Source organism: Frigidibacter sp. MR17.24, assembly GCF_037095655.1.
GTDB lineage: Bacteria > Pseudomonadota > Alphaproteobacteria > Rhodobacterales > Rhodobacteraceae > Frigidibacter.
Genome location: NZ_JBAWKE010000002.1, coordinates 1 through 13,044, shown reverse-complemented (window position 1 = coordinate 13,044; position 13,044 = coordinate 1). Strand labels below are relative to the sequence as shown.

The 13,044-nt window shown below is 61.9% G+C and carries 8 protein-coding genes, 1 pseudogene and 1 CRISPR repeat array; of the genes and pseudogenes, 7 read left to right on the top strand and 2 right to left on the bottom strand.

What is annotated here, in order from left to right; translation table 11 throughout:
• From csy3 to V8J39_RS07245, 5 genes and pseudogenes are all read left to right on the top strand, one after another.
• Positions 1–1,065 (top strand): type I-F CRISPR-associated protein Csy3, encoded by a 1,065-nt coding sequence (gene csy3, locus V8J39_RS07265; RefSeq protein WP_336460229.1) that lies wholly within the window; start codon positions 1–3, stop codon positions 1,063–1,065.
• Positions 1,062–1,718 carry a hypothetical protein gene (locus tag V8J39_RS07260; RefSeq protein WP_336460228.1) on the top strand — a complete coding sequence of 219 codons (657 nt, stop codon included), beginning with the start codon at positions 1,062–1,064 and terminating at the stop codon, positions 1,716–1,718. Before csy3 ends, V8J39_RS07260 begins: the two co-directional genes overlap by 4 nt.
• Positions 1,708–2,700 (top strand): type I-F CRISPR-associated endonuclease Cas1f, encoded by a 993-nt coding sequence (cas1f, locus tag V8J39_RS07255; protein WP_336460227.1) that lies wholly within the window; start codon positions 1,708–1,710, stop codon positions 2,698–2,700. Before V8J39_RS07260 ends, cas1f begins: the two co-directional genes overlap by 11 nt.
• Entirely contained in the window at positions 2,693–6,082 is a 3,390-nt protein-coding gene (locus tag V8J39_RS07250) for a hypothetical protein (protein WP_336460226.1), read from the top strand. The genes cas1f and V8J39_RS07250 overlap by 8 nt, the downstream gene beginning before the upstream one ends.
• A 98-nt stretch (positions 6,083–6,180) precedes the next feature.
• A CRISPR array of direct repeats spans positions 6,181–6,928; the repeat unit is 28 nt; unit sequence CCTCCCCGCCGGATAGGCGGCTGAGAGA.
• 403 nt (positions 6,929–7,331) lie between these two features.
• Positions 7,332–7,941: pseudogene (locus V8J39_RS07245) on the top strand (IS5 family transposase); the annotation flags it as partial.
• Here V8J39_RS07245 and V8J39_RS07240 read toward each other — a convergent pair.
• A complete protein-coding gene (locus V8J39_RS07240) occupies positions 7,940–8,377 on the bottom strand; it encodes a hypothetical protein (protein ID WP_336461216.1) in 438 nt (145 codons plus the stop codon). The pseudogene V8J39_RS07245 and the gene V8J39_RS07240 overlap by 2 nt on opposite strands.
• A gap of 709 nt (positions 8,378–9,086) precedes the next feature.
• Between V8J39_RS07240 and V8J39_RS07235 the strand changes: the two genes are divergently transcribed.
• Positions 9,087–11,375, top strand: a complete 2,289-nt coding sequence (locus tag V8J39_RS07235) for an NACHT domain-containing protein (protein ID WP_336460225.1) — start codon at positions 9,087–9,089, stop codon at positions 11,373–11,375.
• 109 nt (positions 11,376–11,484) lie between these two features.
• On the opposite strand, the gene V8J39_RS07230 is transcribed toward V8J39_RS07235, so the two are convergent.
• Positions 11,485–12,117, bottom strand: a complete 633-nt coding sequence (locus V8J39_RS07230; RefSeq protein ID WP_336460224.1) for a tyrosine-type recombinase/integrase — start codon at positions 12,115–12,117, stop codon at positions 11,485–11,487.
• Between the two features lie 149 nt (positions 12,118–12,266).
• On the opposite strand from V8J39_RS07230, the gene V8J39_RS07225 reads away from it, so the two are divergent.
• Positions 12,267–12,788, top strand: coding sequence for a GNAT family N-acetyltransferase (locus V8J39_RS07225; protein WP_336460223.1), 522 nt, complete (start codon positions 12,267–12,269; stop codon positions 12,786–12,788).
• Positions 12,789–13,044 lie beyond the last annotated feature (256 nt).

Genomic DNA, 13,044 nt, shown 5'->3' with positions numbered 1-13,044 from the left:
ATGGCAAAGTCGAAGACCCCCGGCACCCAGTCCTTCGAAACCGGAATGCTGGCCTATGCCCGATCCCTGCAGATATCCGAAGGTGTGTTTTTCGGCATCGATGGTGACAAACGGGTCCCTGTCGAAGTGCTCGAAAAAGGGGTGCGTGGGCAATCCTCCGAGGATCGGGCGAGGAACCCGGGCCTCAGCAACCCGCAGACCGTCGAATTCGCCGTGCTGCCCCAGGGCTGCACCGCGGTGGAGCTCGCGTTCTCGGTCCGGGTGCTGCCGATGGCCATGTCGCCGCATGCCTGCGGAAGCCCGTCGGTTGCGACCGCCTACGAGACACTTGCCACCAGTTATGCCCGCGCGGGCGGGTTCGATGTGCTGGCCGCTCGGTATGTCTGGAACATTGCCAATGCCCGCTTCGCCTGGCGCAACCGCTTTCAGGTCGACACGTCTCGGGTGACAGTTGGCTTTGCCGGGCAGGTCCTCGTCTTCGACCCCGCGCGCCTGTCGCTGGACCGGCTCGAAGATGCCGATACCTTGGCTGCGGCGCTGCTCGAAGGGGATCGCACCCTGCTCGGGCAGTTCATCAGCGGGATCAGCGGCGGCATGACCACCGCCCCGTTCTGGTTCGAGGTCACCTGGCGGGGCGAGATGCCGCCGGGTCAGGAGATCTTTCCATCCCAGGAATACATCCGCGAGAGCAAGGCAGAGAAGGATGTCAGCCGGATCTATGCCAAGCTGCCGCGCTTCCATGCCGGGCGCGAGATCGGGCATGCCTCCATGCATTCGCAGAAGATCGGCGCGGCTCTGCGCCACATCGATGACTGGCACGGGGATGACGGGTATGGCCCGATCGCGGTGAACCCCTATGGTGGCGTTCAGGAAACCGCGGATGTCCTGCGCCGCGCCAAGAACAGCTTCTACGATATCCGCAAGAAGGCGGATGAGGTTCTCGCCATCGTACAGGCTGCCAATTCGGCAGAGGACCTTCCAGGATCGGTCCACTTCCTGATGGCGAACCTCGTGCGGGGCGGCGTCTTCGGCTCTTCCAGCAAAGCGGCGGAGGCGAACGGATGACGGCAGAGCTCAATGAGGGAAAGGGCCTCTGCTCGGCCAGTGCGCGACTGCTGATCAAGCCGGTCCGCGCCGTGCTCGAACTCGGCGCGCTGCCCGATGTCCTCGCGGCGACGCTGAACTGCGTCCACCACGCAAACCGGACGGGCGACGCGGGTGATTTCATCGCCATTGCCCTGCCGGGCATGCACATGGGCCGTGAGATCATGCGCGCGGGCCATGAGATCGAGCTCATCGGATCCGAGGCATCACTCTCCCGGCTCGAGGCGTTCGAGGGTCTGCAGATCCTGCGCCGACGTGGGATGATCGAGGCGCTGGAAATCGGCGAGACATGGGCGATGGCGGGCGAGACCGGGGCCGCCTATGTGCGTGACCGATCGGGCGAGAAATACACGCCGGGCTGGGTGCGCCGGTCCGCCGCGCGGGCCGAACGTCGGGGTAAGCCGCTTGGCCGACAACACCACCGCGCGCACGGGCCGGACGAGACGGTGCTCGCACTCTTTTACGGCAGTGCAGTAGTTCACGTGAGGGAGGTAATCGCGCCGCAGACCGAAGCGCCGCTGCAGGTGACGACCTACGGCTTCTCGAGCCCCGCGGCCCCGGCCATTCTGCCGGTGTTGCCTGACTCTGCGCGGGTGCTGCTTGATGCAGGTTAAGGGCGGCCCACGGCTGCTGATCACCGATCGCGAAGGGGCGCTCTACCTCGAACACGCGCGGATCAAGGTCGAAGACGGCCGGGTCGTCTATCGTATAGAGGATGACGCGCTGGGGCGGCACTTCAACATCCCGCATGTCAACCTCGCGGTGCTGTTCATGGGGCAAGGCAGCTCCATCACGCAGGATGCCGTCCGGCTGCTGGGCGAGGAAGGGGTTCACCTCGCCGTCACAGGCAGCGGCGGATCGCCATTGCATATGGGCGCATTGACCTCCTACACCGCCACGCGCCATTTCCGCGAAATGCTGCCCGTCTATCTTCAAGCGCCACGTTCGCTTGCGGCAGCCCGGGTCGTCATGCACGACCGGGCAGAGCGCATGCGCAAGATCGGCGGCGCGCAGGCGGCGCGTCATCTCGGAGTGCGGGACCCCTCCCGCCTTTCAACGCTGTGCAGAAGTTTCGAGGAACGTCTTGCTGCCGTTGCCTCCGTCCCGGAGCTCCTCGGAGTCGAGGGTCAGTTCAGCAAGTCCTGTTACGGGTATTTCGCCGGTGCCTCAGGGCTGTCGAACTCCGGCGATTTCCGCCGGGAGGCAGGACAGGGCGCGGCGGTGCATGGCGGTCCGACAAACCCGTTGCGTCTGATCAACCGTCTGATCGACCATGGAAACTACCTATGTTACGGCATGGCTGGCGCAGCGCTCTGGGCGCTCGGCATTCCGCCGCACATGTCGGTGTTTCATGGCAAGACGCGGGCGGGTGGTCTGGTCTTCGATCTGGCCGACAGCTTCAAGGATGCGCTGGTTCTGCCGCTCGCCTTCGCGTCAGTGCGATCCCGGCCTGAGGATGATCCCGAAAAGGCATTCCGTGCGCGGCTCATCGCCGCCTTCGATGATCGCAAGGTCCTCGCAGAGGCCATCGCCACGGTAGAACGGATGATTGCCGTCCCCCCCGACAGCGCAGATCAGGGGGGCGAAGATGCGTGAGGTCATCGCGATCTGCCGATCCCGCAAATCCGCCAGTGACCGCGTGGCGCGGGTTCTCGACCGGTATCTCTGGCGGGTCGGGGACCGCACATGGCGTGGCAAGGCGTCGAACACCTGCCTTGACCGGATGGCACGCGAACTGCGCGCCCGTGCAAGCCGCGCCACCGCGGTCTCCATTCAGGAGATCCGCAGCACGGCCGAAAGCCGGATGCCGCTGATCCGCATCGGGTCGCGGGTCGCGTTCTACGCCGAAGGGTTCGCCCCGATCGCGACCCATGCATCTGGCAGCAATCGCATGACAGGTTCCGCGACGGAACGAAACGGTCTGGCCGTGGTCAGGATCGCCGCGCTGTTCCACGATCTCGGCAAGGCGACCCGCCTGTTCCAGACGATGCTTTCGGCGGCGCTGTCCGGTGACAGCGCGGGACCGACACCGATCAGACATGAACTTTATTCCGCTGCCGTCTGGGACGTGCTTTTCGGGCAGGTGGCGGACGCGGCCCTCGGCGCGGCCCTTCGTGCCCTGACGCCGGCTGATGTGGATGCGGCCTGCGTGTCGGCGTCGGATCAACTGATGCGCAACGGGTCCCCTGCAGGGCAAAGCCTCGCATTCCGGTTCCTGCAGAATGAACACTGTCTTTCCTTCGCGATCGGCATGCTCATCCTGACCCACCATCGCCTGCCAGAGGGGGAAACCGATCACTTGGCCCTGCGCGGAGCTGCCCATGCCGCGCCGGTGGAATGCCTCGATCGCCGTTGCCTCGACATCGCTCCCGGTATCCCCTTCTGGCAGGAAGCCTGGTGGTTGCGACGGCTCTCGAAAGAGGCGGCGGCCCTTTCGCCGACCGCGGGTGTCGTCGGCGTGGACATCGCCTTGCGGTCGGCGCTGGTCTTCGCGGATCACGTCGGTTCGTCCGAGAAAGCACTGTCGGACGATCGCCCGGATCACCTGGCAAATACCTGCCGCGACAAGGACGGGCGCCCCCGTCCGGCGGACAGTCTGGCGACCCATGTGCGGCGCGTGTATCTTGCCTGCCGCCCGGCGCATGAGCTGCTGCACCGGTTGCGGGACCGGCTGCCTGCGCTGCCAGAGGCGCAGATGCCGCTCGACCTCATCCGTCCCCGGATCTCCGACCCGCGCTTCCTGTGGCAACAGGAGGCCGCGGCGGCCACGCGTGATCTGGTCGCGACCTCTGACGGCGGGTTCTTTGCCTGCCTCATTGCCGGGACCGGAACCGGCAAGACCCGGGGCGCGCCGACAATCCTCTCGGCGGCATCCTTCGCCGACGCCCGGCCGGAGCGGCGCTATTTCCGGATGACACTCGCACTCGGCCTGCGCAATCTGGCCAGCCAATCCGCGAGGGAATATGTCGAGGATCTGGCGCTCGCCGCGGAAGATGTCCGGACCTTGATCGGCGTACCGCCTGTCGATTTCGGCGGTTCAGGGGCCGGACCGGATGGCATGGCCGAGGATCCGACCGGCTCTGCCAGTCTTGCAGCCTTGCCGGAGTGGCTGCGGATCGAACGTGCGGAGGGAGCGGTCCCGGCGATCGGGGATCCGGCAGAGCCTGACTGGCTGCGAGGCCTGAGCCTCGATACGGATCGCGGCCTGCCTGCCATCTTGTCGGTGCTGGTGCGGATCTCCGGATCGCGGGCAAAAGCGTTTTCCGCCTTGGCAGCGAGTCCGGTCATCGTCGGCACCGTCGATCACCTGATGGGGGTGGCGGCGCCCACGCGATCGGCCTTCCTGCCTGCAGCATTGCGGACGATGACCTCCGACCTCGTTCTTGACGAGGTCGACCAGTACGGGCCCGAAGACATCGCGGCACTGGCGCGCCTCGTCTTTCAGGCGGCGGCTGCGGGGCGCCGTGTGATCCTGATGTCGGCGACACTGACGCCCGATATCGCGGTGGCGCTGCACGCGGCCTATCGTGCGGGATGGCGGCAGCATGCTGCTGCATCGGGCACCCCTGACCATGTCCATCTGCTGCTGACCGGGGATGCGCCGGGCTCTGTCGTGACCAATGCGCAGAACGAGCCCTTCGCGACCCTCCATAATCTTTGCCGCGACCGGATCCTCGACGGGCTGGCCGCATCGCCTGCGATCCGCCGCGGTGAGGTGCTGCCGCCCTGCGGCTCATGGGGGGAACTCGTTGCCCAGATCGACCAGGGCTGCAGCCGGATGCATGCGTCCAACGCGGTCGATGTCGAAGGAGTCGCGGTGTCGGTCGGGCTTGTCCGGCTGACCCGCATTGCGCATGTCGCGGCGCTTTTCCAGCAGTTGCCTGCAGGATCGGTGCGGGGCCGGCTGCGGGTCAAGCTCTGCCTGCATTCGAACTTTCCGCGCCTGCACCGGGCCTGGGTCGAACACCGGCTGAAGGCGGCGCTGACGCGGAAAGGGAACGCGCCCGAAGCGGGCCTCGCCGCGCTCTGTCGGGCCGAGGATCTGTTCCGGCGCGCGGCCGTGCTGGGCGCGCGAGAGATCGAGATCGTCTGCGTGACCTCCCCGGTGATCGAGACCGGCAATGACCTCGACTTCGACTATGCCATCCTCGACCCGTCATCGTTGCGCGCGATCGTCCAGGCCGCGGGTCGGGTCCGTCGGCATCGACGCGGCGCATGGTCCGACATCAATATCCTGATCCTCGGCCGCAGCCCGATCGCGATGCAGGACGGGCAGCTGGTCCGTCCCGGGGTGGAAACCGCACAGCCCGAGGAAACGCTCGTCCCGCGCGAGGATCTGTCGCGTTTCCCGGGCAGATCGTTCGCCGACCTGGCCGGGGGGCTGTCCTTCTCGACGGTCGATGCATCGATCCTGCTGTCGGAGGCTGGGCCCGCGGAAAGCCCGCTGCGGGTGGCCGAGGCCGCGCTTCGGGCGAAGATGCTGGCGCTGGAGGGAGAGCACGCCCCGCTTGGCCGCTACCTCGCTCGCAGGATCGCCCGGATGAACACGCGTTTCACCCGGACGCGGATGTTCCGGCGCGCGACCTCGCGCAGGCTGCGCTACAGCCTCGGCGGCGAAAGCCTTTCGGACGGGATCTGGCAGGTCGAGCTGCCGAACGGTTCCGGCGCCCCGATCCTGAGGTCGCCCGCGCCAGGTGTCTGTCTAGCGGACACGCCGCGAGGCGCAGAAACCAAGGGCCAAGCCCTCGGCGGGGGCGAGACAGGGATGGTATTCCACTCCATCCTGGAGCGTGCCTGGCATGCACTGTCAGGCGGGTCGGAGCCGATGCCCACCGCCCTCATGCGCGATCTCGTCGCCGTCGAGATCGCCGATTACGGCGGCGGTACCGGCCCCCTTCCCGACCTGACTTATGCGGAACAGACAGGTTTCACACGCGGGCGACCGGAGGATCTTTTCAAGGCCTTCGGAAAACGATAATGTCGTCAGGTATTTGGGGGGCTCTTTGAAAAGATGGTCAATCTGAAGGTTGAGGTGCAAGCCTCTGCTTGCGCTGGATTAATCGCTGGAAAGTGAACCCTCCCCGCCGGATAGGCGGCTGAGAGAAACTCGGGCGGCAGCTACGCGTCGCCGGATGACCTCCCCGCCGGATAGGCGGCTGAGAGATGATCAAGCTCCCGGACGGCTCGCCGATCGTCCCTCCCCGCCGGATAGGCGGCTGAGAGATATGACGTTCTCACCCTCGAGCCCGACTGGGCCCTCCCCGCCGGATAGGCGGCTGAGAGAGACGAAACCCGGGAAGGTCTGCACCATTTCCACCTCCCCGCCGGATAGGCGGCTGAGAGAGTTCGCGGCGGCAGCGTCTCGAGCCCGCCGCCCCTCCCCGCCGGATAGGCGGCTGAGAGACGCCGCCGTAGAACAGCGTCCCGGCGCAGCAGCCTCCCCGCCGGATAGGCGGCTGAGAGAGGCATCGGTACGGAACACCGGGCGGCGCCCCGCCTCCCCGCCGGATAGGCGGCTGAGAGAAGCAGAAGAAGGCCGAAGCCCATGCCGCACAGCCTCCCCGCCGGATAGGCGGCTGAGAGACGTACAGATCGACGTTCGCGGTTGTCAGGTGACCTCCCCGCCGGATAGGCGGCTGAGAGATCCCCCTCACCGGGCGCGACGGGCTGCGCGAGCCTCCCCGCCGGATAGGCGGCTGAGAGATGTGCCGCATCGCCTCGGGCGTCGCCTGTGCCCCTCCCCGCCGGATAGGCGGCTGAGAGAGGCATCCCGCCGGTGGGGGTGTCAGCGGTCATCCTCCCCGCCGGATAGGCGGCTGAGAGACGGACGGCACAATCCAAAATGGCGCGGATCGTTTGGGCCCTGATGGCCCGAGGCGGCGTCTACCAGTCTCCGGCCGTGGCGGCGCAGCAGCCGTTGGTCGCGAGAACGTCGGAGCGGAAGAGGACAGCGAGCAGTTTGGCGCAACAGTCGTGAGACAGGCTCGGGAGAACCAGCGTGCAACAGAGTGCCTTCGAGCACGCGGCTTTGATCTGGACCCGACCTTTGACCGCCATACGGGCCCGCGGCATGTACGATGCCGCATCTGAGGCCGGACACATGTCAGCACCCGGTGACGCGCCAAGAACAGCTTCAGAAATGCCTCTTGCGCAAGGGGCGGTTACACATGTTGCACAAATCCCGTGCAGGAATTCATGTCGTGAATCAAGCGTGGTAGCTGGCCGCCATGACCAGACCGACGCCCCCGACCTACAAGACCAGGAACTGGCTAACCCACATTGAATCGCTCAAGCGCCGTGGCTCGCTGATGAGCTGGTTCGACCCCGAGATGAACTGGGAGGCCGCGCCGACCGGCAGGCGCGGTCGCCAGCAGAGCTATAGCGACGCCGCTATACAGACATGCTTTTCGATGAAGGTGTTGTTCGGTATGGCGCTGCGACAGATCGAGCCATGGGAACGCCACTGGTCCGAGTGACCATGGCGAGGCGGATTCGTCGAGAGCCTGCTGCAGCTGGTTGGCCTCGACTGGACGGTGCCCGACTTCAGCACGCTGTCGCGACGCCAGAAGACCCTTGCCGTGAACATTCCGTATCGCGGCTCCAAGGGGCCATTGCCCCTTCTTGTCGACAGCAAAGGGATCAAGGTCGAGGGTGAAGGCGGATGGCACGCCCGCAAGCATGGCGGCACGAAACGGCGCGTGTGGCGCAAGATCCATCTGGGAATTGATAAGGTGGAGGAGGATCAGGAAACGGTCCTGTGGACCGTTTCCCCGACGACGGCCGGAGGTTCGGGCCTTGGAAATCACAGGGAGCCGCATCGGCGATGCGCCGGTTGTCAGGCGACATGGAAAACTGCCCCCTCGTATTGCCGCGTCGAAATATGCGCCCGATTGTGAAGCCGTCCCGGCCAGAGGTAGTCGCTGGCCGCCATCGCCGGGCTGGCGAGCCAAGCCAACAGCGAACGGCGCGTGCTTTCCGTGATCTCGAAGCGCACCGGCTGGTTGGCCTTCTGCTGGATGACGGAGGCCCGTTCCTTCACCGTGTCCGATGAAAACACATCCCGCGCCTGCGGGCGCGCCAGATCGCACCCGCGAAGCTTGCTGTCGATGGCGAGGTTGAAGAGGGCCAGATCCCGGATGCTTCCTGATATCTTGAGCCGAACACGGATCGCCAAGACGTGCCTTGGCAGCAAAGGGCGCTTCTGTCCGATGACGCGGTCGCGGTTCCAGGCACGATTGGCAGGGCGGACGGCCGGCAGGTTTGTATGTTCCATGGCAAAGGACCCCTCCGCCACGCCCGCCACGTCGTCGGCCCCTCGCCGGCCCTTTCAAACTACCACGGAACGGGAAGCTTCCGGTGGCCAAAGCAGCTCCGGATTGCGTCCACTCTGTTCCCGAATGTTCGGATATCCTGGCTCCCCCGCCGCGAGCAGCGATGACGATGCTGCGGGGCTGGTCGAATGGCAGCTACCGGGCATGCGGCCTCGCGGCGACGGCTGAAGCTGACTGGCCGCTATGGGCCGATCGTACAGGTTGAGGCGCTGGCCGCAGGCCGGGGCCAGAGTCTGCTCCCGGGACACCGCTGCATCTGACGGCCAAGCTATGCTGCGCGTGGGATTGTATGTCCGCTTTCGAGAGTGCGGCATCGCGGCGACGACGGCGGTCGACTGGCCGCTATGGGCTGGCCGTCGCGCCTCCCAGCTGTCCAGGGCTCGTCCGCCCGCTGCCGCGGCTCCGCAGGGTGACGCACGCTAGAAGCAGCCCTTGCGGGCCGGCCGCAGCAAGACGTCTCGGCAAAGCACGAGGGGCGGATTGCTGACGTTCGCTGCGCATCGCACGAACGACCAGCAATCCGATCCTACCTGTCCGAGGGCCTCCAGTCCCAACGAACTTGAAGCTCATTACTTCTCGCAGTAGATCTAGGCCTTATAGCACGCAATCAAAAATGCATCTCGGAAGCATCAGGCAGAAAGTACTGCGAAAATGAAATTCAATTTTTCGGACAGTTATGAATTTGAGGCTTTTGTGCGAAAGCTTGCTACGCAGCTTTGGGATGCAACTGGGTACAATGGCGCGATAACGGTCGATGGAAAAGAACGGGATGGCATCCTTGAATCCCGTCACATGATTTACTGCCTAGAGGTAACCACGGCAAAAACGACAAAGCACACCGTCGAAAGCTGTGAAAAGCTTTGCGAACTGGTGACGGGTTTGCGGGAGAAACACCCTGATAAAGGTGTTACGGCGTGGTATATCACCAGATTTGAACCAACTGGAGAGCAGGGGGCGATACTTTCAAGGCACAAGACCATTGTGAACCATAGGACATATGAGGCATTCTATTCTTCTATTGTGGATGCAAAGGACTATCTTATCGAACGAGAAAAGAAGCCTTTTGGCAGCATTCGTGGACCAGAGGATGGGAGGTTTGATGCGGATCTGAAATACACGCCCACGAAAATCCTAGACGTCGATTCTGGTCAGGTGCTTCACACTGGCGCAATAGCAAAGCAAATTGCAAAAGGTCCAGTAAGAGCACTTCTCTTGGGTGAATACGGTGCCGGGAAGAGCATGTCGCTTCGGGACATTTTTCAGAAACTTTCTCTTCAGTACAGGAATGGGTCCGACTCTCAGTTTCCGGTTTATGTTAATTTAAGAGATCATATCGAGCAATATGATCCTGATGAATGTTTGCGGCGTCACGCTTCAAGCGTTGGTATGAAGAATCCTGAGAACTTGATAAAGGCCTGGAGGTCTGGCCTGGTGTACCTCCTCCTAGATGGATTTGATGAGTTGGCGCCTCGAATCGCGACAGGATCTCGAAAAAGGGCTCAGGACCTTCGAAATTCGGCAATTAGTCTAGTTCGACGGTTGCTGGATGAAACTCCCGCGAACGGGAGCATTCTACTCGCCGGCAGAAACAACTACTTTGATTCAATCGATGAGCTTCGAGGTGCTGTAGGCGCCAAGAAAGACTGGCGGATCTTCGAACTTCATGACCTAGACAGCGAGGACCTCGCCCGTTTCATCTCTGACCATGGTTGGGAAGGGGGGCTTCCTGATTGGGTCCCCAAGAAGCCGCTCTTGATCTCTTACGTAAAGCAAAGTGGGCTGATCGATACACCTGAAGGCGATGCGCAAGTTCAAATCTCTGATCCCGCTTCTGGATGGGACTACTTGATTGACAAAATTTGTGAGCGAGAAGTCGGACAGGTCTATGTCGCCTTGGAGCCTGAAGAGCTTCGTAGGATATATGGAAGATTAGCTACATTCGCGCGGGGCAGGTCAGATTCTCGAGGCCCACTTACTTTCTCTGACAGCAGAAGGGCTTTCGTTGAAATAACCGGTGTCGAGCCAGAAGAGAGAAGTATCACGGCAATTCTACGGTTGCCAGGCTTGTCTGGAAACTTGTCGGGCGTCGAGACCTCGGAGCTTGAAAGAGGGTCGCGCTATTTCATTGATGCCGATCTCGCGGACTGCCTCTGCGCCGCCGATGTGATCTCAGCTATCAAAAACCCCTACGAGTACCCCGTCGATACACACAAAAGCATTCAGCATGAGCTTGGCGAACTGGGAAGAAGCGTGACTTTCGCAAGATTTGGTAACGATGGAAGCCAGACTATTGGCGATGCGCTGCGATTCTTTGCGAATATACGCTCAGACTCCGCTAGAAACTTATGCGCTGACATTATTGGTGTTGTGTTTTCGAATTCGGTAAGCTTTTCCGGAGATGTTGAGGTTTCCAATGGGTACTTTCAAAAGTTGCGTATCGAGGGCGGGGCGGATTTTTCATCGATAACTTTTGACACATGTGGCTTTGAGATTCTGGAAGTGGACGTGTTTGCGGAGCGGAATATGCCAAAATTTCAGAATTCTGATATTGCTCTCCTGAAGGGAAATTCAACCATGCGCTCTTTCCTTTCGGAAAGTATTGAGTCGAGAAATAAGGTGGATGACACTGAGATGGCGGATCTCAGTTACGATGTTCTCAGAAATGAGGGCGCTCCCGAAAAGTTCCTAGACCTTACTTCCATTATCGACAAGGCTTTCATTCAATCTCAAAAGGGGAGGCAGTTGGCCGCTATGTTTCGGGGTCGTCCGGAAGAACGGAGGATAGTTATAAATGGCATACTAGATGAAATGGTGAAGGGAGGGTGGATAAGCATTACTCGTCGGGGAGGCGCCGAAATAGTTGTGCCGAATATGTCACGAGCAGCGGAAGCTAAGGCTATAATTGCCAAAAAGAACTTCGAGCATTATCTTGTCAACTGAGACGCTTTTCGTGCGTAAGGGGATGTGAAGAAGAAGGGCTGGTTACTGACCTTGGCGGGACGAACCTCGAGTGTCCGGTGAGGGCCGTCCGTGAAGACGGCCCATGCCTTTAGATTTCGATGGCTTCGGCGATAGCCAGCGCATCTTCAAGCTCAACGCCCAAGTATCTGACAGTGCTGTCCATCTTGGTATGGCCCAACAATAGCTGGACTGCCCGAAGGTTGCCCGTCTTCTTATATATTTGTGTCACCTTCGTTCGCCGCATCGAGTGCGTGCCATAGGCGCCGGCCTCCAGACCGATGGATGTCACCCACTCACGGACAATACGCGCGTACTGGCGGGTCGAGATGTGAAGCCGTTCGTGAAAACGCCCAGGCCAGAGGTATTCGGATCCGACCATCAGCGGCTCCCGCATCCACCTTGCGAGCGATGCACGTGTGCCTTCAGAGATTTCGAAGCGGACAGGTTTTCGGGTCTTGCTCTGCAGAACTGACGCACGTTCCTTGATTTGGCCTGACGCCATGACATCGATCACCTTCATCTTCACCAGATCGCAGCCGCGCAGTTTGCTGTCGATGGCAAGATTGAAAAGGGCCAGATCGCGGTGGTTCTCGGCCAGCTCCAGCCGCACCCTGATGGCCCAGACATGTTTGGGCTTAAGCGGCCTTTTTTGGCCGACGATCCGGCCCTTGTTCCAGGCTGGACGAAGTGCGCGGATGGCGGGTAAGTTTGGTGTTTCCATGATGGATCCTCCGGTCCACCACGCCCTCCCACATCGACAACCCGACGTTGACAAGGCATCATATCACATGATGCTGCATTGCATCCGAGGTCGGCTTCGAGCCCAAAGCTATCCTTGCTTGTGCCGCTTACCTTTGGCTGAATGACACCATGATTGACCCCGCGATCAGGATAAGGCCCGCGCGTCTGGCAGACATGGCTGCAATAGGTGGTATCGTGGCGGCGTCTTGGCGGCACACATTCGATGGCCTTCTACCGCAGGATTTTCTGGCTTTGATCACGCCGGACTCCCAGAGGTCCCGCCATGAACGAACCTTCGCACGGCATGGATTGCAGTATCTTGTCGCCGCAGGGGCCAAGTCCGGCGAGGTGGTTGGGTTCGTCTCATGGGGACCGAGCCGCGACCCAAGTTTCGCGATGCCGATTGAGATTTACGCCCTCTATCTCCGGCCGAGCTTCGAGAGACAGGGAATTGGCCGCCTGTTGCTCGAAAGCGCGATCTCGGCAGTAGCTACATCAGGCGAGACCGCGCTCTACCTTACCGCGCTCGCACTGAATCCCAACCGAGTCTTCTACGGAAGACTCGGCGGGATCGCGATTGACGCCCCTCCCATCCAATTGGGTAACGCAAGTTACGAGCAAATTGGGTTCGTCTGGCATCTTTCGCCGTAGCGACTGGCAGCTTCGTCCGCCCTGCTGACCTTGGGGCCCTGGATATGCTGCGCGGTGCCATGAAGGTCCGGTATGGGGAAGCCGCCCTGCGGCAATGGTGATCCTAGCCAATGACCGCTTCGGGCCGTGAGCTACGGCGCACTTGGGGCAACCACGCGTTTGCCTAGGCTCAGGACCCATTGATCTGCCTGGCTCGTCGTGATTCACGGCTCCGCAAGGAGGCGGATATGACGAGCAACCTGTTCTGGCTGACAGA